Below are 20,436 nucleotides of genomic sequence, written 5' to 3'. Positions count from 1 at the left end.
ACGCCGTCCTGTGTTTTTTGCTGGGTCTTCCCGCGGGGCTCCCTCCGTACCCCCCCGGCGTGGGGCCCGCCCCCTACCCGCCCCCCCCCCCTCTCATTGCTCGATGCTCGGTGCGAGTCGCACCCGGAGGTGCGGCGCCGATCCCGCTCTCCGCGTCTCTGAGGAGCGAAGAGCGGGCCGACCGCTAGCTCGTCCGGATGCGCAGGCCCGGGTTGTCGGAGAGCACCACGCTCACCGGCTGCGCGAACAGCTGCGGGGCGTTACCGGTGAGCACACCCAGGATGTTGGGGATCTCGCAGATCGGATAGTCGGCCACCGAGGAGGCGCTGGAGATGCCCAGGGCCTGGCGTCCGGTCACGATCGGGCCGCCGCTGTCGCCGGGGAGGGCGCAGATATTGGCGGAGAAGCTCTGGGTGAGCTGCCGGTCGCCGACCTGGACGGTCTGGTCCACGGCGTTGACCACACCGCAGCTGAAGCCGGTCCGCGAACCCGACTTGCAGACCGGCGCGCCGACCACGGGGGTGGCGACGCCGTCGATCGCAATCGGCGCGGCGCCGGGCACCTTCACCTGGTTGTTCTGGAAGCGGCCCGCGGCCCCGTCCTCGATGCTCATGATCGAGTAGTCCTGGGCGCCGAGTACCGACTTCTGGTAGGTGGCGATCTGCGGGCCCACCTTGTTGCCGCCGAGGGATTCGTGCACGGTGGCGGCACCGACATCGTCCAGGTTGGGGTTGCAGTGCCCGGCGGTGATGTTCACGGTGTTACCGGCCGGGCCGGTCGCGTTGAAGCCGAAGGAGCAGCGCAGCGAGCTGTCTCCGGCGATGGCGGCGAAACCGTCACCGCCGCCCACCGCGGTGGTGGCCGCGTCGGCGACCGTGGCCGCCTGGGGCAGCGTTTCCGCCGCGACCGGCGGGGCCGTGACGATGACGCGGGCCGGATCGATGAAGTTCGGCATGGGCAGGCCGACCTTGTCGACCCGCACCGCGATGCTGTTGTTGACGGTATCGATCACGACACCGCGTACCAGTGCGGACACCGCTTCGGGCTGACCGTCGAGCCAGCGTTCGAAGGCGCTCTTCTCGCCGCGCAGTGTCGTTTCGCTCTTGGCGACATTGCGGACCACGAATCCACTCGATTCGGCCGCGCCGCGCGCCTCGTCGCCGCCGGGGCCGTTGGCCAGGGCCACCACTCCGCGGCCCTGCTCGTCGAGCCAGGCGCCACCGAACACCTGGGGGAACTGACGCTGGGCCGTGGTGGCGAACGCCGCCACCTGCTGCGCGGTATCGGCGCGCGCCAGGTACTCCTCGGGGGAGATGTGCAGATCCCGGTTCAGTGCCGCGACGAGGTCGGCGGGGAGGCCGATACCCGGGTCGGGGGCAGCCGAGGAGACCGCTGCGATCGGGCCGAACAGCAGGGCGGCCGCCGAGGCGGCGACCGCGGCACGTTGCATGCGTTTTCTGGTCGGCGCCGACCTTCGTTTACCTATGCGTGGCATGAGCATGGAGAGACTATATCGGGCTCAGCCGGCATTCGGCCTGGTTCGTACCGCGATACCGCTGCCGATGCCGCCTCCGGCGGCCGCGTCGGCGTGCGCGAGGATGCCGCGGATGGGAATGCCCAGCGTAGCGGTGCCGCCGTACTGCGCGAGGGCGATATTGGCCTTCTCGCAATCGGGCGCGTCGGCGGCATTGGAGCCGCTGGTGATACCCAGTGCCAGGGTGCCGCTGACGATGGCCCCGCCGCTGTCACCGCCCAGCGTGCAGGCCGAGCTGGCGAACCCCCGGATGACCTTCGCGTCGCCTTCGGTGGTGAACAGCTGGGTCTCGACCCGGTCGGCGACCACGAATCCGCAGGTGAAGGTGGAGGACTGTCCGGATTTGCAGACCGGGGCGCCGACCACCGGGTCGGCGGTGCCGGTGATGGTCAGGGTGGTGCCGTTGGCGCCGCGCACCGACGGCTGGTCCATGCCCGCGCCCACCGCGCGCTCGTTCAACTGGATCACCGAATAGTCCAGCGTGCTGGGGCCGCCCAGTTCCGACTGGACGAAGGTGCCGAGCTGCGGGCTCGCCGGGATATTGCGGATATTCGGCCCGTATACGGCGGCCCGTTCGTCGCCTTTGTCGATATTCGGATTGCAGTGGCCGGCACTGATGTTCAGCGCGTTACCGGCGGAATCGACACTGTTGAAGCCGAAGGAGCAGACGTCGACGCTCTTGAGTTCCGCGTCGTCGAGTGGGCCGGGGGCGCTGATGTAGGTGTCGCCGCCCATCGGGCGGTGTTCCACCGGGCCGCCGCCCTCGGGGGAAAGGACGACCTTGATGTTGGCGATCAGGGTCGGCAGGTTGATCATATGCGCCAGTGGCGTATTTGCGACGTTGACGACCAGCTGGCTGTTGAGGAAGTCGATCGCAATGGAGTTGATCACCTGCGAGATATCCCGGGGCTGCGCGGCGACCCATTGATTCATCTGGGTGAGCGAGGTTTCCAGCGCGGCCGCCGAGACCGGGGCCAGGCGCGTGGAATATCCGTCGTCGCTGGCCACCTTGGCGGCGTCCGGCGAGGTCACGGCGACGGTGGGCTTACCCTCCGGGGTCATCCACGCGCCGGCGAAGACGTCCGGGCGTTCGGCGCGGAATTCGGCCGCGTAGGTCTGCAACTGCTGGGCGCGCGCGGCGCGGTCCAGATATTCGGTCGGGGTCATATTCAGATCGCGGGACAGCGCTTGGACCAGTTCGGCCGGCAGGTCCTCGGCTTTTAGTTGTTCCGGTTCCGGCGCGGCGATCGCCGCGGTCGCGCCGAACAGGGGAGCCAGGAGAACGGTCGAGCCGATAACGGCAGCTTTGACCGCGGCGCGACGCGCCACCGACTTGCGCATGAAGTCCCTTCGTCGGCACTGTGTGCCGGATAATCCGTGGCCACGAGATCGAATCCATTGGCGCACAAGTTTGCTCGAGCTTCGACCGAGTTGCCGGGGTGGCCGGAATAACACCGGTCAGCGGATCACTCTAAGGCACAAAACGCTATCTGGCCTCTTCTTGACGACCTTCCTTGGATCCGGTGTCGGGAAGGTCCATATCCGGGTCCTCGGTACGGAACGGAACGGGGAAGGGGAAGATCCGCGGCCGGGTCCGGGTGGTCGTCGTCTCGGTCCCGGTGGTCGGCTCGGTGAGGGTCGGGCCGCTGGGCTCGGTGGTGGACGTCGAAGGGACCGTGGTGGGCGCCGGGGTCGTCTCGGTGACGGTGACCGGAGGCGGGGCGGGCAGCGGTTCCTCGGTGTAGGTCGGTTCCGGCTCGTAGGTCGGCTCGGGTGTGTAGGACGGGATCTCGGGGGCGGGGGCGACCGGCTGCGGCTGTACCGGGGGCGGCGGCGGAGGCGTCTCGGCCACCGATGTGGTGACCGGTTCGCCCGGCTCCGCCGCCCCGGGCCGCAGAATCGCGGTGACACCGAGGGCGCCGATCAACAGGCCGCCGAACGCCGCGGCCGCCACCAGCGCGGCCGTCCGCCGGTGGCCGCGCTCACGAGTGCCGCCGGTCGCCGTCGCTCCGGCCGCGGGCTTCTTCCCCTTGGTGGCGGTGGACACCGCGGCCGCGGTGCCGGTCGCGGGCCGGGGGGCGGCCGCGGGGCCGGAGCCGGTGGCCGGATGCGATCCGGTGGCGGGGGCCGGCCCGGCGGCTATGGCCGCCAGACTCGGTCCGCCGTAGGTGGCTTCGGGATCCAGGGCGGGCACCAGGGCGGAGTACGCCTTGGCCGGAGTGTCGCCGTCCCGCAGTTTCGGCATGACGACGGTGTCCAGCGCGGAGTTCTGCGCGGTCGAGGGGTCGGGCGGGGTGGCTCCGGCCGGGGTCTCCAGCACGACCGCGAGCGCCGCCCGGCCGGCGCTCTCGGCGAAATACCGGCTCGTATCCGCGGGGGTGAGATGGGCGGGTCCCGCCGGGAGTTCGTCCTCGCCGACCAGGGCCACCGATTTCAGGCCCAGGTAGTCGAGTGCGTCGCGCAGGGCCATCACCTGTCCGGGCGCCCAACCGGCGGGATGGGCGGCATAGAACTCAGCGGGGCCGTTGAGGTGTTCGGCAGTGAGGTTGATCAGGCAGAACAGGGCGGTGGCGAGCAGATCTTCACCGCGGTAGGCCTCGCCGTCGTCCACGGCGACACCCGCCGGATCGCCTACGGCCGCCACGAAACCGGTGATCGTGTGGGTGTGCCCGGGTGGGGCGACAGCGCCGCCGAGGACCGCGTCCCCGTCCTCGGACATGTGCAGCACCGGCTCACGGAGGACGAAATGCGGGTCTCCGTCGTCGTCGACGACCGCCGCGGTGCACGCGTACTCGGCGATGTGCAGGCCCACCCCAGTGGCCATTCTCGGATCCTCGCTTCGACTTCCTCATCCAAAAACAACGGTACGGGTTCACCCGCACGTCGCCGTACCGCGTCGCGGGGCGCCGCGGTCACCATGGGCGGAGCTTCGACAATAGCGCCGGCGAGCGGGTTGTGGGGATCGGGGAGCAGCCCGTAGTCGGGGCGCCGGCGCGATACAGCTGGGTCACGATGTCGCGTCGACCCGGTCGCCGCGGCGGGGCGCGGGAAGAATGGGGCGGGGCCCGGTATGAGGGGGCGGGAATACATCGCCGGTGCCGGGGGTTGAGCTGATCGACAATGTTGAGTGACATCGGCTCAAGTTTGACTTGACGACCTCTCCGAGGCGGGGCAGGATTGAGCCGACCACGCTCAGTATTGCTGGGACCGTGCTCTATGTTCTGCCTGGAGCTGGTCCACGCGGTGGGTCCCACAGACCCGCGGCGCAATGGGCACAGCGCCCGGACAGACACAAGCAGTCGAAAATGAGGAGGAAACAAATGGCTCGTGCGGTCGGAATCGACCTCGGGACCACGAACTCGGTCGTCGCCGTTCTCGAAGGTGGGGAGCCGGTCGTCGTCGCCAACTCCGAGGGTTCGCGCACTACGCCCTCTGTCGTCGCGTTCGCGAAGAACGGTGAAGTACTGGTCGGGCAGCCGGCCAAGAACCAGGCCGTGACCAACGTCGACCGCACGATCCGCTCGGTGAAACGGCATATCGGCACCGACTGGACCGTGGAGATCGACGGTAAGAAGTACACCTCGCAGGAGATCAGCGCGCGCACGCTGATGAAGCTGAAGCGCGACGCCGAGGCATACCTGGGCGAGGAGATCACCGACGCGGTGATCACCGTGCCCGCCTACTTCGAGGACGCGCAGCGTCAGGCCACCAAGGAAGCCGGCCAGATCGCCGGCCTCAATGTGCTGCGCATCGTCAACGAACCCACCGCCGCGGCCCTGGCCTACGGCCTGGACAAGGGCGACAAGGAACAGACCATCCTGGTCTTCGACCTCGGTGGCGGTACCTTCGACGTCTCGCTGCTGGAAATCGGCGAGGGTGTCGTGGAGGTCCGCGCGACCTCCGGTGACAACCACCTCGGTGGTGACGACTGGGACGAGCGGGTCGTGAAGTGGCTGGTCGACAAGTTCAAGTCCAGCTCGGGCATCGACCTGACCAAGGACAAGATGGCCATGCAGCGGCTGCGCGAGGCCGCCGAGAAGGCCAAGATCGAGCTCAGCTCCTCGCAGAGCACCTCGATCAACCTGCCCTACATCACCGTCGACGCGGACAAGAACCCGCTGTTCCTCGACGAGCAGCTGACCCGCGCCGAGTTCCAGAAGATCACCTCGGACCTGCTCGACCGCACCCGCGCGCCGTTCCAGTCCGTGGTGAAGGACGCCGGGATCAAGGTCTCCGATATCGACCACGTCGTGCTCGTCGGTGGCTCCACCCGTATGCCCGCGGTCTCCGAGCTGGTCAAGGAACTGACCGGTGGTAAGGAGCCCAACAAGGGTGTGAACCCGGACGAGGTCGTCGCCGTCGGCGCCGCCCTGCAGGCCGGTGTGCTCAAGGGTGAGGTCAAGGACGTCCTGCTGCTCGATGTGACCCCGCTGTCGCTGGGCATCGAGACCAAGGGTGGCGTGATGACCAATCTCATCGAGCGCAACACCACCATCCCGACCAAGCGTTCGGAAACCTTCACCACGGCCAACGACAACCAGCCGTCGGTGCAGATCCAGGTGTTCCAGGGTGAGCGCGAGATCGCCGCGCACAACAAGTTGCTCGGCTCCTTCGAGCTGACCGGTATCCCGCCGGCCCCGCGCGGGGTGCCGCAGATCGAGGTCACCTTCGATATCGACGCCAACGGCATCGTGCATGTGACCGCGAAGGACAAGGGCACCGGTAAAGAGAACACGATCAAGATCCAGGACGGCTCCGGTCTGTCCAAGGAGGAGATCGACCGGATGATCAAGGACGCCGAGGCGCACGCCGCCGAGGACAAGGCGCGCCGGGAGGAAGCGGAGACCCGTAACCAGGCCGAATCGCTGGTACACCAGACCGAGAAGTTCATCTCCGACAACGAGGACAAGGTTCCGGCGGATGTGAAGTCCAAGGTCGAGTCCGCGATCAACGAGGCCAAGGAGGCGCTGAAGGGCACCGACACCGCCGCGGTGAAGGCCGCGGTGGAGAAGCTGGCCACCGAATCGCAGGCGCTGGGTCAGGCGATCTACGAGGCCCAGGCATCCGAGAGCGCGGCCTCCGGTAACGGCGCCGCGGGCGCGGACGCCGGCGACGACCAGGTGGTCGACGCCGAGGTCGTGGACGAGCCGGTCGACACGGAGAAGAAGTGACGAATTCGGGAAACAAAGGAAATTCCGAGGAGCCGGTCAGCTTCGTCGACAAGCGCAAGATCGATCCGGAGACCGGTGAGGTCCGGGAACAGGCCGGGGCGGCCAACGGTGCCGCCCCGGCCGGGGCCGAGGAGGGTGTGGCCCCCCAGGCGCCCCAGGCCGGCCTCGAAGGTGACGGCGCCGACGCGGCACCCGCCGCGGCCCCGGGCTCGGACGAACTCGCCGAGCGCACCGCCGATCTGCAGCGGCTGACGGCCGAGTACACCAACTACCGGCGCCGGGTCGAACGCGATCGCAAGACCGCGATCGATTCCGCCAAGGCCGCCGTGGTCACCGAACTGCTCGGTGTCCTCGACGACCTGGACCGGGCCAAGGCGCACGGCGACCTGGAGTCCGGCCCGCTGCGCTCGGTGGCCGACAAGCTGATCGAGGCCCTGCGCAAGCAGGGGCTCGAGGAGTTCGGGTCCGAGGGCGAGCCGTTCGATCCGAATCTGCACGAGGCCGTGCAGCACGAGGGCTCCGGGCACGATCCGGTGATCGGCGTGGTGATGCGCAAGGGGTATCGCTTCGGGGAGCGGGTGCTGCGGCACGCGCTGGTCGGCGTCACCGACGGTGTCGGCGATCTCGGGGCGGACCAGGGTGCCGCGGATACCGCGGAACCCGCTCGGGCGGAGGCATCGGATGCTGATGCCGGCTCGGACAAGTAACGACTCCGCGGCGAAAGCCACGGACCGGGTGGTGCGGCGCGCGCACGGAGCGATCCGCGCGCGCCGCGCTCCCCTCACGCCGCGCGCGAGAGGCCCGGAGGCGGTAGGAAAGTACGACCACGCAGGGCCCCGCGCGGGCCGCGGAACAGTATCGAGAGGAGGAGATGCCCGGTGAGCCAGCGGGAGTGGATCGAGAAGGACTTCTACAAGGAGCTGGGTGTCTCCGCCGGCGCCTCCACCGAGGAGATCAAGAAGGCCTACCGCAAGCTGGCCCGTGATCTGCATCCGGACGCCAACCCCGGCGATGCCAAGGCCGAGGAACGGTTCAAGGCGGTCAGCGAGGCGCACACCGTCCTGTCGGATCCCGCCAAACGCGCGGAGTACGACGAGACCCGCCGGCTGTTCTCCGGCGGCGGGTACGGGCGGGGCGGCGGTTTCACCCCGGGCGCCGGCGGCGGGTTCTCCCAGAGCTTCGATCTGGGCGATATCTTCGGCCAGGCCGGTGGGGGCGCCGATGGTGGGCTCGGTGACCTGTTCGGCGGCCTGTTCAACCGGGGCGGCGGGGCCACCCGTGCCGGCGGCCGGCCGCGCCGAGGCGCCGATGTGGAGGCCGAGACGACCCTCGGGTTCCGCGAGGCGGCCAAGGGCGTCACGGTGCCGCTGCACCTCACCAGCCCGTCGCCCTGCACAACATGTCACGGCAGCGGGGCCAAACCGGGTACCAGCCCGCGGGTGTGCCCGATCTGCAACGGCAGCGGTGTGGTGAGCCGCAATCAGGGCGCGTTCGGCTTCAGCGAACCGTGCGACGAGTGCCGCGGCACCGGATCGATCATCGACGACCCGTGCGTGGACTGCCACGGCAGCGGTATCCAGAATCGCACCCGCTCCATCAACGTCCGGATACCCCCCGGTATCGCGGACGGGCAACGGATCCGGCTCGCCGGACAGGGTGAGGCGGGTCTGCGGGGCGCGCCCTCGGGCGACCTGTTCGTCACGGTCCACGTCAGCCAGGACAAGGTCTTCGGCCGGGCCGGCGACGACCTGACCCTGGCACTGCCGGTCAGCTACAGTGAATTGGTGCTCGGTACGACCGTATCGGTGCCCACTCTGGAGGGCCGGGTCGGCGTGAAGGTGCCGCCGGGTACCGCGGACGGACGGATTCTGCGGGTGCGTGGCCGCGGAGTGCCCAAACGTGGTGGCGGAGCCGGTGATCTGCTGGTCACCGTGAAGGTCGCCGTGCCGCCGAAGCTGGACGACGATGCCGTCGCGGCGCTGCGCGCGCTGCAGGAGGCGGAGAAGGCCAGCGGCTTCGATCCGAGAGCGGGATGGGCAGGTGCGTGATGGACCCGAAACGAGGACCCGAGGCACAATCGGCGCGCCCGGCGGCCCGAGCGATGGGCCCGGAGGCGGCAGCGCAGCGTGACCACGTAGGGCCCCGGGCGGGGCGCCAATCGAGCACCGAATATTTCGTGATCTCGGTGGCCGCCCAGCTGGCCGGTATGCACGCGCAGACGCTGCGTACCTACGACCGGCTGGGTCTGGTGACACCGCAGCGCACATCGGGCGGCGGCCGGCGCTATTCGGAACGGGATGTGGAGCTGCTGCGCGAAGTGCAGCGGCTCTCTCAGGACGAAGGCGTCAATCTCGCGGGTATCAAACGGATCATCGAACTCACCAATCAGGTGACCGAACTCCAGCAGCGGGTGGTCGAATTGTCCGCGGAGCTGGAACGGGAACGGGCCCGGCCGGATTACCGGCCGGAATTGATACCGCAGCAGCGCAATACCGCCTTGGTGGTGTGGCAGCCCCGTAACCGGCGGCAGCGTTGACGGCGGCAGTGTTCATTGGCCCCGCCTTCGGCGGGGCGGGTCGGGGGCCCTGTGACCCCGATTCTTCCCTCCTGCGCTCAGTCGCTGCGCTTCTCCGCTTCGTCGGTCCGGAATCGGGGGCGGGCCCCCGACCACTGAGGTAGACCATCCGGAATAGACACAGGTGCCTGCCGGCCGTGCGGCCGGACCGGCCTGGGAAGCCTCACGTCACTGTCGGTGCTGGTTGGTCCCCGTTCTCTGGACTGTCTGCTGCACATGCTCGGTCGCTCCAGAACGGGGACGGCCCCGATATCGACAGCGGCGCCTCCACCACGGTCGGGGCCGTCCTGACTCCGGCTCGATCGACCGGCGCCGGTTCAGGCTCCTTCGAACTGGATACGTTCGGCCGGAGTGCCCGCGTCGAGCAGCCGTTCCACGGTGGACCTGGTCATCGCGGGCGAACCGCAGACCAGTACCTGGCGCCGGTCGAACGAGCCGTAGGAGCCGACCACTTCGGCGAGGGTGCCCTGGAGCAGGTCGTCCTCGTCGAAACCTATGTCCACCCGGTGGCTCTCGTACCACCTGTCCGGCCAGGACGGATCGTCGAGCCGTTCCACCACCGGCACCACGGTGAGCCAGGGCAGATCGGCGGCGAGCAGGACGAGCATATCGGCGGCGTACAGGTCGCGCGGGGCTGAGCCGCCGAAGAACAGGTAGGTGGTGGGTGGGTTCGGATGGCGGGCCAGTTCCAGGATCTGGGCGCGCAGCGGGGCCAGCCCGGTGCCGCCCGCGATCATCACCACCTCGTCACCGTCGGGATCGACAGTGAACAGGCCCTCGGGCGCGGACAGCTTCCACCGGTCTCCGACCGCGGTATCGGCGACGATGCCGCCGCTGCACCAGCCGCCCGGCACGGTTTTCACATGGAATTCGAGCTTGCCGTCCAGCGACGGCGGCAGCGCGGGGGAGAACCGGCGGCGCATGCCCGGGAACTGCGGGACCTCGACCTGCACCGACTGCCCCGCATGGAACGGTACGTATTCGCCGATCAAACGGACGACCGCCATATCGTGGCGCAATCGGTGATGTTCGACGACATCGGCCAGCCAGTACGACCGCTGGGACGAATGGGCGGGGGACGCGCTCGGGTCGTTCGTCATACCTCACTCCGCTGACAGGCCGGGCCGGACGCCCATGCGTCCGGTGTCGATGTGCCGATACCGATCAGACCGGATCGGTACTGATGATCTCCTCCGGGGTGCCGACCGCGAGCAGCGCGCGCCGGGTGTCGGCGATCATCTTCGCCGAACCGGCGATCTGGATCTGCCGATCCTCCCATGCGCCGAAACTGGCCACCACGGCGCCGAGGTTGCCGACCAGGCGCCGGTGCATCCCGTAGGGCGCGTCCTCGGTGGGGTGCGGGTACCACCACGGGTTGGTCTTGTGTTCGCAGACCGGGACGATGGTGAGCCACGGGTTGCTCTGCGAAAGCTGCCACATGTTCTCCACGTCGTACAGGTCGCAGGGGTAGACCCCGCCGATGAAGAAATGTACCCGGGGGTTGATACCGCGCCGGCCCATCTCGATCAGCTGGGCGCGCAGCGGCGCGACACCGGTGCCGGATCCGATCATCAGCACATCGCGGCCGCTGTCCGGGTCGACCTGTAGGCCGCCGAGCGGTCCGCCGATGAGCCAGCGGTCGCCGACCTTGGTCTCGTTGACGATGGAAGGGCTCACCCATCCGCCGCGGACCTTGCGGACGTGGAATTCGATCTCGCCGTAGGGGTTCGACGGGATGGCGGGGGAGAGGTAGCGCCACATCCGTGGCCGCTGCGGGACGGAGACGGGGACGTACTGCCCGGCCAGGTAGGGGATCGGGTCGTCGGACTGCAATCGGACGATGGCGAGATCCTCGAGGACGTGCCGGTGCCCGACGACGGTGGCCTCCCAGTAGGGCGGCGAATCATCGGAGTTGGCCCCGATGGCCATGGCGGCGGAGATGAGCAGGCACACGTCGCGCCAACCCTCGGCGAGTTCTCTGGTCCAGTAGGGGCCGTTATAGGTCTGGAAGGCGGCGTAGAGGGCGGGGCCGGCCTGGTCGTAGTGGGCGGCCTCGACGCCGTACTTGCGGTGATCGCGAGCCAGTTGCTCGAGGAACTTCTGGGCGCGATCCCAGTCCTCGAGGTGATCGAGCATGTACTGGACCGCGGTGACGATCCGCTTCGCCTGCATATCCATGGCGGGCGGGAACAGCTCCCGCAGTCGCGGGTTCTCCGCGAACAGGTGACCGTAAAACGCGCTGACCAACCGCTCGGGACCACTCGGCGCATCGATCACCGACTGGAAATTGGCGCGGACCAGCGCTGCCGAACGCGCATCCACGGCGTGGAGCTTCCTTTCCCTGAATTCCGACCCGGAGGGACGTAGCCGTTACCGGCGGTCCTTCACCCGACCAGTATCCCCGAAAAAAGAGATGATGGTGGGTGTGAAATACGGTTACCGGGTTTGGCCGATCTTGTTCGCGGGTAACGACGCGTCGTTATGAGCCGTGACCCAGCACTTTCCTGGCAACCCGGTGGGTGGCGACAGTCGCAGAAAATTTCAAAGTTGAGCGGAACAGACTCAACCTTTCGAACGTTGAATCGGGCAGGACGGCACGAGACACCGGGATCGGTGCGGATGCCGGATGAGATATCGACTAGCAGGAAGGTGCTTCGTGGACTCGTTCAATCCCACCACCAAGACCCAGGCCGCGCTGACCGCCGCGCTGCAGGCGGCCTCGTCCGCCGGTAACCCGGAGATCCGGCCGGCCCATCTGCTGGTGGCGCTGCTGGACCAGACCGACGGTATCGCCGCGCCCCTGCTGAAAGCGGTGGGCACCGACCCCGCGACAGTGCGGCGCGAGGCCCAGGACATCGTCGACCGGCTCCCGCGCGCCACCGGCGCCACCACGACCCCGCAACTGGGCCGCGAAGCGCTGGCCGCGATCACCGCGGCCCAGCATCTGGCCACCGAACTCGGCGACGAGTACGTCTCCACCGAGCACGTCATGGTCGGTCTGGCCTCCGGCGACTCCGACGTGACGATGCTGCTGGAGAAATACGGCGCCACGGCCACGGCACTGCGCGAGGCGTTCACCACCGTGCGCGGCAACACCCGCGTGAGCAGCCCGGATCCGGAAGGCAGCTACCAGGCGCTGGAAAAGTACTCCACCGACCTCACCGACGCCGCGCGCGCCGGAAAACTGGACCCGGTGATCGGTCGTGATACCGAGATCCGCCGGGTGGTGCAGGTGCTGTCCCGGCGCACCAAGAACAACCCGGTGCTCATCGGCGAGCCGGGTGTCGGCAAAACCGCGATCGTCGAGGGCCTGGCCCAGCGCATCGTCGCCGGCGACGTTCCGGAATCGCTGCGTGGCAAGACCGTCATCTCCCTCGATCTGGGTGCGATGGTCGCGGGCGCGAAGTACCGCGGCGAATTCGAGGAACGGCTCAAGGCCGTCCTCGAGGAGATCAAATCCAGTGCCGGGCAGATCATCACCTTCATCGACGAACTGCACACCATCGTGGGCGCCGGCGCGACCGGTGAATCCGCGATGGACGCCGGAAACATGATCAAGCCGATGCTGGCCCGCGGCGAACTGCGGCTCGTCGGCGCGACCACCCTCGACGAGTACCGGCAGCACATCGAGAAGGACGCCGCGCTCGAGCGTCGCTTCCAGCAGGTGATGGTGGGCGAACCCTCGGTGGAGGACACCGTCGGCATCCTGCGCGGCATCAAGGAACGCTACGAGGTGCACCACGGTGTGCGGATCACCGACTCCGCCCTGGTATCGGCGGCCGCGCTGTCGGACCGCTACATCACCTCGCGATTCCTGCCCGACAAGGCGATCGACCTGGTGGACGAGGCGGCGTCGCGGCTGCGGATGGAGATCGATTCCCGGCCGGTGGAGATCGACGAGGTCGAACGTGCGGTGCGGCGGCTCGAGATCGAAGAGGTCGCGCTGACGAAGGAGACCGACGAGGCGTCCAAGCAGCGCCTGGAGCGGCTGCGCGCCGAACTCGCCGACGACCGGGAGAAACTCAACCAGCTCACCACCCGCTGGCAGAACGAGAAAACCGCGATCGACCAGGTCCGGGTGCTCAAAGAGCAGCTGGAGAATCTGCGCGGTGAATCCGAGCGCGCCGAACGCGACGGTGACCTGGGTAAGGCCGCCGAACTGCGATACGGCCGGATCCCGACGCTGGAGAAGGAACTCGCCGAGGCCGAGAAGGCCTCCGGTGCGGCGGCCGACGGTGAGGTCATGCTCAAGGAAGAGGTCGGGCCGGACGATATCGCCGAGGTGATCTCGGCGTGGACCGGTATTCCGGTGGGCCGGCTGCTCGAGGGCGAGACCGAGAAGCTGCTGCGGATGGAATCCGAACTCGGCCGGCGGGTTGTCGGGCAGCACGACGCGGTGCGCGCGGTGTCCGACGCGGTGCGGCGGGCGCGGGCCGGAGTCGCCGACCCCAACCGGCCGACCGGCTCGTTCCTGTTCGTCGGTCCCACCGGTGTCGGTAAGACCGAGCTGGCCAAGGCGCTCGCGGACTTCCTGTTCGACGACGAACGCGCCATGGTCCGCATCGATATGAGCGAGTACAGCGAGAAGCACGCGGTCGCCCGCCTGGTCGGCGCCCCGCCCGGTTACGTCGGCTACGACCAGGGAGGCCAGCTCACCGAGGCGGTGCGCCGGCGGCCGTACACGGTGGTGCTGTTCGACGAGATCGAGAAGGCGCATCCGGATGTCTTCGACATCCTGCTCGCCGTCCTCGACGAGGGCCGGCTCACCGATGGGCAGGGCCGGACGGTGGACTTCCGCAACACCATCCTGATCCTGACCTCCAACCTGGGCGCCGGCGCCGACGCCGAATTCGTGATGAACGCGGTGCGGGCCGCCTTCAAACCGGAGTTCCTGAACCGGCTCGACGATGTGGTCATGTTCCAGGCCCTCGACGAGGACCAGCTCGCCCATGTCGTGGACATCCAGCTCGATCAGTTGCAGCGGCGGCTCGCGCAGCGGCGGCTGACCCTCGAGGTGAGCGATTCGGCCCGCTTCTGGCTGGCGGTCCGCGGATACGACCCGGTCTACGGCGCCCGCCCGCTGCGGCGCCTCATCCAGCAGTCCATCGGCGACACACTGGCCAAGGAACTGCTGGCCGGGAAGGTCACCGACGGCGACACGGTCGAGGTGGGCGTCAGCCCGGACGGTGACGGGCTCGTCGTCGGGCCGCGCGATCGTGATCCCGCCGCGGTCACCGCGGGCCCGTAACCCCGTAACCGCACACCGGGTGCACCGCGAATGCGGCGCCGACCTCGCCGTCGGCGCCGCATTCCGGCATCGGTCCCGGACGCCCGCGCGAGCCCAGGGGTCGGTTCGGTCGAGGCCGGGGTCCGGGGCCGTGTTGTGGCGGATCGTTCTGTATCGGGGCGGATCGGCCGCATGTCGGCGCACATGGCCGGAGCGGGTGCGGAGGTACGCCTAGTCTGGGTGACATGACCAACCCGAACGATCCCTGGGCGAGGCGGCCGGACGACGATCCGACCCAGCACCTGGGTCAGCCGGGGGAATCGGCCACCGAGAAGCTGTCCACGGGTTACGGCTCGTCGGGTTACGGGGAGTCGACCACGGCCTATCCGGGCAACGATCCCTACGGGGGCTGGGGGGCGGGACCGAACCCGACCCGGGAGATGCCGCTCTATCCGGAGCCCTACCAGAACCAGTGGGGTGGCTATGGTCCGCCGGGCCAGGTGCCGCCGGGCCAGCTGCCGCCGGAACCGCCGCGGCCGCCGAAGAAGACCGGGATGTGGGTCGGTATCGCGCTCGCGGTCATCGTGTTGATCGGGCTCGCCGGTATCGCCGCCGGGATGCTCTTCGGCGGTGACTCGGGCACCACCGCGAGCGACACCACGACGAGTGCTCGTCCGACGAGTCGCGGCCTACCGGCCGATCCGGGCGACTCGGGTCCCGCGCTCCCCAGCCTGCCCGGACTACCGGATATGCCGGATACCGGCGATCCCGAGGCCGGTGGCACCACCATGGGCACCATCAGCGCGAATTCCGGCGGTACGCTTACGATCAGTACACTCACCGGCGCCGAGGTCACCGTGCACACCAGCCCGTCCACTCAGGTGATATCGCTGGCCGGGGCCACCGTCGACGCGCTGCCGACCGGTGACCTGGTGATCGTGCAGGGTCAGAAGAGTCCGGACGGATCAATTCAGGCCGATGTCATCATCAGCACCGCCCTCGAAGGGGGCGGGCGATGAGAAAACCGCGGCGCGCAGTGTGGGTGCCCGGCATTACGCCGGGCGGGTCGATAGGCTAGGCGACGATGACGGCAATGTGGTTCGGGCTGGCGGCAATCACCCTCGCGGGTGCGATAGTGCTGCTCTACTTCGACCGGCGCCAGCGGCAGCGGACCGGTCACGCGCGCCAGGTGTGGGCGAAAGCCCAGGGATACACCTATGTGTCGGTGGAACCGGCGCTCGCTTCGACGTGGCGGCGCGGTGCGCTGGCCAAGCTCGGGTACCTCACCGCGGTGGACGTGGTGACGGGTATCCGCAAGGGCGAGAAATTCGTGCTACTGGATCTGGAGGACTCCGCGACCCTGGTCGCTGTCCGCCGGCAGATCGGCTCGGATATCGACGTCGATATGCGGTTGAAGACGATGAATCCGCCCAAGGACGCCGATCTCGAACTGCTCGGCGCCATCGGCGACCGCGTCGTGTTCGCGACCAACCCCGAGATCGCGCGGCACGCGGTCGATCAGCGGATGGTCGCCTTCATCGAATCGCTGGCCGATACCGTGCAGATGCTGTGGAGTGAGGGCAACTGGACCCTCGGCATGCTTCCGGTCGGGTCCGCCGCCAAGGACTGGGAGACCGGTATCGATGCCGTCCTGCGGCTGTCGGGCCTGCTGCACGTGCTGCCCCCGGTCACCGAACCCCGCTCCGACGATCCCGAATCCGGTGCCCCGCACCCCCGCGCCCGGATCCGTTCGGCGGAATACGACGACCGGGACGAGGACTACGACGATTTCGCCGACGACCGCGAGGACGGTCGTTACGGGCGGTCGGCGCCCAATGTCCGGTACCGGCAGGACGAACCCGAGGATCTCGATGATCCGGGCCGGCGCGACTCCGATGCCGGTGACGTCCCGCCGCGGCGGCCGAGTCTGGCCGTGGTGCCCGACTCCCGGCCGGCGAACCGGCCCGCGCGGCCGGACTCCGACCGCGATTCCGGCCCGCGCGAGCGCCGTGAATCCGCCTCCGGTGACGATCAGGACCCGCCCCGGCCGGGTGGCCCGTTCCACCCGGGATTCCGCCCCTACCAGGGTCCGGTCCCGCAGTAGTTTTCCCCGATACGCACTCCGCGCGACCTGCGACAACTCCGCGCGGAGTGCCCCCGTATCCTGCTTCGCAGGGCGCCGCAGCGGGCGCCGGGACATTACTGCCGTGACTCGCCTACGTGGGCGGAAGGACACCGATGATCGACCAGGCAACGACCGACCGGGACGTTTTGGCCGGACTGGTGCGCGATTTAGCCGTCGTGCACGGCAAGGTGACGCTGTCCTCCGGTAAGGAGGCCGACTACTACGTCGACCTGCGCCGGGCGACCCTGCACCACCGGGCCGGTCCGCTGATCGGCAAACTGCTGCGTGACCTCGTCGCCGACTGGGACTTCGACGCCGTCGGCGGCCTCACCATGGGCGCCGACCCGGTCGCACTCGCGGTGATGCACGCTCCGGGCCGCCCGATCGACGCGTTCGTGGTGCGCAAGGCGGCGAAAACCCACGGGATGCAACGGCAGATCGAGGGCCCCGATGTGGTGGGCAGACGGGTGCTGGTGGTCGAGGACACGACCACGACCGGTAATTCTCCGCTGACCGCGGTGCGCGCGCTGCGCGACGCGGGCGCGACAGTGGTCGGGGTGGCCACCGTGGTGGACCGGGAGACCGGCGCCGACCGGGTCATCGCCGACGAGGGTCTCGAGTACCGTTCCATCCTGAGCCTCGGGGACCTCGAGCTCGGCTGAACACCGCTGCCGAAACACGGCGGCTGTTCACCGGTCCGTCCCGCTCGGTTAGCCTGAGAATCCGACAGTACTGCAAGTGAAGGGTCGTGGAGTCGTGGTGAGCATTGCCGGAAAGAAGGGGCACGACAACGTAGCAATGCTCGGCATCGGTGCCTACCGGCCGACGCGCGTGGTCAGCAATGACGAGGTGTGCGAGGTCCTGGATTCCTCCGATGAATGGATCTTCGAACGCAGCGGTATCCGGAACCGGCGCTGGATCAGCGGCGACGAGTCGCTGCGGTCCATCTCGGTGGCCGCGGGCCGGCGCGCGCTACGCAACAGCGGAGTGGACCCCTCGCGGATCGGCGCTCTCATCCTGGCCACCTCCAGCTGGCCGATGCTCACCCCGCACGGCGCCCCGATCGTCGCCAGCGACCTCGGTATGAACGGCATCGCCGCCTTCGACCTGACTTCCGGGTGCGGTGGTTTCGGGTACGGACTCGGGGTCGCCAGCGATATGATTCGCGCCGGTTCGGCCGAATACGTGCTGCTCATCGGCGCCGAGACCATGACCATCGGGATCGACCCGACCGACCGCGGTACGGCCTTCATCTTCGGTGACGGCGCGGGCGCGGTGGTGATCGGTCCGAGCGAGGAGAACGGGATCTCCCCGACGGTCTGGGGCAGTGACGGCGAGAACGCCGAAGCCATCAAACAGGACGTCAACTTCGTCGACTACATGCAGCGGGCCCAAGACCTGCAGGGCACCGATCCCAAGGTGGAGCCGGTGGGCCGGATGGCGCTGCGGATGGAGGGGCCGCGGGTGTTCCGGTGGGCCGCCGTGACACTGCCGCGGGCGCTGTCCACCGCGCTCGATGTGGCCGGGGTGTCCAAGGACGATATCGAGGTCTTCATCCCGCACCAGGCCAATGCCCGGATCAACGAGCTGATGAAGAAGAACCTGGGTCTGGCCGACGACATACCCATGGCGGGCGATATCGAGAACACCGGCAATACGTCCGCGGCCTCGATCCCGCTGGCCATGGAGGAGATGCTGGCCACCGGTAAGGCCAAGGGTGGTCAGCTGGGGCTGCTGCTCGGTTTCGGCGCGGGGCTCAGCTACGCGGGGCAGGTCGTCATCCTGCCGCCGGCGCCCGCCGAGTCGAGTCTCTGATATGCGCCCGCTGCGGGCCGGGTTCCTGGCCGCCACGGCGGTGACCGTGGCGGGTGCGCTGACCGGTCGGCAGCGGTGGCAGTGGGCCGCCAAACCACTGATGATGCCGCTGCTCGCGGCCGATATCGCCACCAGCAGAGCCGATATCGCGCCCGCCGACCGGACCTTGCTGCTGAGTTCGCTGGGTGCCGCGACCGTCGGAGATGTGCTGCTCATCGAGCCCGACGACGATCGCCGGCTCATCGCCGGCGCGTCCTCGTTCGCCGTGATGCAGACCGGATACGCCACGTTGTGGTGGCGCTACGGTGCGCGACCGTCTCCGGCTGTCGCCGTACCGAGGGTGCTGGCCTGGGCCGGCGCCGCCGTGTTGCTCCGCGCGAAGGCGCCCGCGCTCGCCGCACCACTGACCGCGTACGGCGCGACGCTGGGCACCGCGGCCGTACTCGCCTCCGATCCGGCCCTGTCCGCGGACGCGGACAATATTGCGGGCCTCAATATTCCGAACGCCGACCCGCGCAGCCGGCTCGGGCTGGGTGCGCTGCTGTTCACGGTCTCGGACGGTCTCATCGTGTTGCGGCGGCTCTTCGCGCGCGGTGAACGGTCGCGGTGGGTGCTCGAAGGGGTGATCCTGGCGACCTACGGCGCCGCGCAGTTCCTCCTCGCCGACCCGGCCGCGCACACCCGCACACCGCTCGGCGCCGATGCGCCCGAACGGATTTCCGCTGGTAGCGCCTAGGCTCTGCCCGATACGATCCACGCATGAGCTACCCGCCGCCCGCGTACGGCTATCCGGCGTACGGTCCGCCGCCGCCCGACCACCCGCAAGCGACCACCGTACTGATCCTGGGTATCGTCGGGATGATGTTCTGCCAGGTCTGCGCCCCGGTCGCGTGGATCATGGGCCGCCGGGCGCTCGCCGAGATCGATGCTTCCGGCGGCACCGTCGGCGGCCGCAGCAATGTGATGGTGGGCTACATTCTCGGCATCATCGGATCCGTGCTGCTGATCCTGGCAGTACTCGCGGTCATCGCCTACATCGTCTTCATGGTCGTGCTGATCAACTCCGCCTGATCGGGAACTTCGACCGGCCCGAGGGGTTGACGTCACTGTAAGTGCGCACTGGCCCCACTCTATGGACGGCAGACCGCACATCTCACCACGCGGCGGTGAGATCCGCGTGCTGGCGGATCCAGGCGTGCATGGCGATTCCCGCCGCCACTCCCGCGTTGATACTGCGGGTGGAGCCGAACTGGGCGATGGACACCGTGAGTACCGCTGCGTCCCGGGCGCTTTCGGTGACCCCCGGTCCCTCCTGCCCGAAGAGCAACAGGCAGCGCCGCGGCAGCCGGACGGTTTCCAGCGGTACCGAGCCCGGGACATTGTCCACCGCGACCACGCTCAAGTCCTCGGACCGGGCGAATTCGAGCAGGGCCTCGATATCCGGGTGGTGGGTGATGTGCTGGTAGCGGTCGGTGACCATGGCGCCGCGCCGGTTCCAGCGGCGGCGGCCGACTATGTGCACCGCGCCGGCGGCGAAGGCGTTGGCGGTGCGCACGACCGTGCCGATGTTGGCGTCGTGTCCGAAGTTCTCGATGGCGATATGGAACGGGTGGCGGCGGCGGTCGATATCGGCCACGATCGCTTCCCGGGTCCAGTAGCGGTAGGCGTCGACGACATTGCGGCGGTCGCCTTCGGCGAGCAGGGCCGGGTCGAGCCGGTCGTCGTCCGGTGGTGGCACGTCGTGCTCGGCCGCCCACGGCCCGACCCCGTTCGGGTTCTCACCCCATTCGGTCGGGCCGGGTTCGGGGTCCGGGTCGGGGTCGTCGGATTCCTGTCGCGCTGCCGGCTCCGGGTCCGGTGTACGCGCTGTGGCGACTCCGGATGTCCGGAGTCGGGCGGGGCCCGGATCGGCCCCTAGCGCTGGGTTGGTCACGGCATGATCGTAGTGGGGGCCCGAGCGGGGTGGTCCGGCTCGGTCCGGTCGCCCCG

Annotated in this window: 17 protein-coding genes; 11 read left to right on the top strand and 6 right to left on the bottom strand. The window is 68.8% G+C overall.

Annotated features, from left to right (window positions below; translation table 11 throughout):
* Positions 1–184 precede the first annotated feature (184 nt).
* From ABZV91_RS23420 to ABZV91_RS23410, 3 genes are all read right to left on the bottom strand, one after another.
* Positions 185–1,450 (bottom strand): S1 family peptidase, encoded by a 1,266-nt coding sequence (locus tag ABZV91_RS23420; protein WP_355245407.1) that lies wholly within the window; start codon positions 1,448–1,450, stop codon positions 185–187.
* Between the two features lie 69 nt (positions 1,451–1,519).
* The gene (locus ABZV91_RS23415; RefSeq protein ID WP_355245404.1) at positions 1,520–2,875 is read right to left on the bottom strand and encodes a S1 family peptidase; all 1,356 of its coding nucleotides are present in this window, start codon (positions 2,873–2,875) and stop codon (positions 1,520–1,522) included.
* A 145-nt stretch (positions 2,876–3,020) separates the two neighbouring features.
* A complete protein-coding gene (locus tag ABZV91_RS23410; protein ID WP_355245401.1) occupies positions 3,021–4,358 on the bottom strand; it encodes a hypothetical protein in 1,338 nt (445 codons plus the stop codon).
* 496 nt (positions 4,359–4,854) lie between these two features.
* Between ABZV91_RS23410 and dnaK the strand changes: the two genes are divergently transcribed.
* From dnaK to ABZV91_RS23390, 4 genes are all read left to right on the top strand, one after another.
* Positions 4,855–6,705 (top strand): molecular chaperone DnaK, encoded by a 1,851-nt coding sequence (gene dnaK, locus ABZV91_RS23405; protein WP_355245398.1) that lies wholly within the window; start codon positions 4,855–4,857, stop codon positions 6,703–6,705.
* Entirely contained in the window at positions 6,702–7,412 is a 711-nt protein-coding gene (gene grpE, locus ABZV91_RS23400) for a nucleotide exchange factor GrpE (RefSeq protein ID WP_355245395.1), read from the top strand. Before dnaK ends, grpE begins: the two co-directional genes overlap by 4 nt.
* A 171-nt stretch (positions 7,413–7,583) precedes the next feature.
* Entirely contained in the window at positions 7,584–8,753 is a 1,170-nt protein-coding gene (gene dnaJ / locus ABZV91_RS23395) for a molecular chaperone DnaJ (protein ID WP_355245391.1), read from the top strand.
* 53 nt (positions 8,754–8,806) lie between these two features.
* Positions 8,807–9,241, top strand: a complete 435-nt coding sequence (locus ABZV91_RS23390) for a helix-turn-helix transcriptional regulator (RefSeq protein ID WP_355245428.1) — start codon at positions 8,807–8,809, stop codon at positions 9,239–9,241.
* 356 nt (positions 9,242–9,597) lie between these two features.
* Here ABZV91_RS23390 and ABZV91_RS23385 read toward each other — a convergent pair whose 3' ends face one another.
* Both ABZV91_RS23385 and ABZV91_RS23380 read right to left on the bottom strand, forming a co-directional pair.
* Positions 9,598–10,380 (bottom strand): FAD-binding oxidoreductase, encoded by a 783-nt coding sequence (locus ABZV91_RS23385; RefSeq protein ID WP_355245388.1) that lies wholly within the window; start codon positions 10,378–10,380, stop codon positions 9,598–9,600.
* Between the two features lie 64 nt (positions 10,381–10,444).
* Positions 10,445–11,602, bottom strand: a complete 1,158-nt coding sequence (locus tag ABZV91_RS23380; protein ID WP_355245385.1) for a globin domain-containing protein — start codon at positions 11,600–11,602, stop codon at positions 10,445–10,447.
* A 334-nt stretch (positions 11,603–11,936) separates the two neighbouring features.
* On the opposite strand from ABZV91_RS23380, the gene clpB reads away from it, so the two are divergent.
* From clpB to ABZV91_RS23345, 7 genes are all read left to right on the top strand, one after another.
* Entirely contained in the window at positions 11,937–14,528 is a 2,592-nt protein-coding gene (clpB, locus tag ABZV91_RS23375) for an ATP-dependent chaperone ClpB (RefSeq protein WP_355245382.1), read from the top strand.
* Between the two features lie 224 nt (positions 14,529–14,752).
* Positions 14,753–15,526: a DUF5666 domain-containing protein gene (locus ABZV91_RS23370; protein WP_355245379.1), complete on the top strand. Its 774-nt coding sequence runs from the start codon at positions 14,753–14,755 to the stop codon at positions 15,524–15,526.
* Positions 15,527–15,600: 74 nt separating this feature from the next.
* Positions 15,601–16,611: a hypothetical protein gene (locus ABZV91_RS23365; RefSeq protein ID WP_355245425.1), complete on the top strand. Its 1,011-nt coding sequence runs from the start codon at positions 15,601–15,603 to the stop codon at positions 16,609–16,611.
* Positions 16,612–16,745: 134 nt separating this feature from the next.
* The gene (pyrE, locus tag ABZV91_RS23360; protein WP_355245376.1) at positions 16,746–17,294 is read left to right on the top strand and encodes an orotate phosphoribosyltransferase; all 549 of its coding nucleotides are present in this window, start codon (positions 16,746–16,748) and stop codon (positions 17,292–17,294) included.
* A gap of 94 nt (positions 17,295–17,388) precedes the next feature.
* Positions 17,389–18,447 (top strand): beta-ketoacyl-ACP synthase 3, encoded by a 1,059-nt coding sequence (locus ABZV91_RS23355; protein WP_355245422.1) that lies wholly within the window; start codon positions 17,389–17,391, stop codon positions 18,445–18,447.
* Between the two features lies 1 nt (position 18,448).
* A complete protein-coding gene (locus tag ABZV91_RS23350) occupies positions 18,449–19,183 on the top strand; it encodes a lysoplasmalogenase (RefSeq protein WP_355245373.1) in 735 nt (244 codons plus the stop codon).
* Positions 19,184–19,206: 23 nt separating this feature from the next.
* Positions 19,207–19,518 carry a DUF4190 domain-containing protein gene (locus ABZV91_RS23345; protein WP_355245370.1) on the top strand — a complete coding sequence of 104 codons (312 nt, stop codon included), beginning with the start codon at positions 19,207–19,209 and terminating at the stop codon, positions 19,516–19,518.
* An 82-nt stretch (positions 19,519–19,600) separates the two neighbouring features.
* Here ABZV91_RS23345 and ABZV91_RS23340 read toward each other — a convergent pair whose 3' ends face one another.
* The gene (locus ABZV91_RS23340; RefSeq protein ID WP_355245367.1) at positions 19,601–20,380 is read right to left on the bottom strand and encodes an RNA methyltransferase; all 780 of its coding nucleotides are present in this window, start codon (positions 20,378–20,380) and stop codon (positions 19,601–19,603) included.
* Positions 20,381–20,436: the final 56 nt, after the last annotated feature.

The sequence above is a fragment of the Nocardia sp. NPDC004568 genome, assembly GCF_040609955.1.
Classification (GTDB): domain Bacteria; phylum Actinomycetota; class Actinomycetes; order Mycobacteriales; family Mycobacteriaceae; genus Nocardia.
The sequence above is the reverse complement of the archived record's forward strand: the minus strand, read 5'-3'. Positions and strand labels throughout refer to the sequence as shown.

Excerpts from the sequence above, each read along its gene's own strand:
- ABZV91_RS23420 (WP_355245407.1), bottom strand. The coding sequence starts at position 1,450 with ATGCAACGTGCCGCGGTCGCCGCCTCGGCGGCCGCCCTGCTGTTCGGC.
- ABZV91_RS23415 (WP_355245404.1), bottom strand. The coding sequence starts at position 2,875 with ATGCGCAAGTCGGTGGCGCGTCGCGCCGCGGTCAAAGCTGCCGTTATC.
- ABZV91_RS23410 (WP_355245401.1), bottom strand. The coding sequence starts at position 4,358 with ATGGCCACTGGGGTGGGCCTGCACATCGCCGAGTACGCGTGCACCGCG.
- dnaK (WP_355245398.1), top strand. The coding sequence starts at position 4,855 with ATGGCTCGTGCGGTCGGAATCGACCTCGGGACCACGAACTCGGTCGTC.
- ABZV91_RS23390 (WP_355245428.1), top strand. The coding sequence starts at position 8,807 with ATGGGCCCGGAGGCGGCAGCGCAGCGTGACCACGTAGGGCCCCGGGCG.
- ABZV91_RS23385 (WP_355245388.1), bottom strand. The coding sequence starts at position 10,380 with ATGACGAACGACCCGAGCGCGTCCCCCGCCCATTCGTCCCAGCGGTCG.
- ABZV91_RS23370 (WP_355245379.1), top strand. The coding sequence starts at position 14,753 with ATGACCAACCCGAACGATCCCTGGGCGAGGCGGCCGGACGACGATCCG.
- ABZV91_RS23365 (WP_355245425.1), top strand. The coding sequence starts at position 15,601 with ATGTGGTTCGGGCTGGCGGCAATCACCCTCGCGGGTGCGATAGTGCTG.
- pyrE (WP_355245376.1), top strand. The coding sequence starts at position 16,746 with ATGATCGACCAGGCAACGACCGACCGGGACGTTTTGGCCGGACTGGTG.
- ABZV91_RS23350 (WP_355245373.1), top strand. The coding sequence starts at position 18,449 with ATGCGCCCGCTGCGGGCCGGGTTCCTGGCCGCCACGGCGGTGACCGTG.
- ABZV91_RS23345 (WP_355245370.1), top strand. The coding sequence starts at position 19,207 with ATGAGCTACCCGCCGCCCGCGTACGGCTATCCGGCGTACGGTCCGCCG.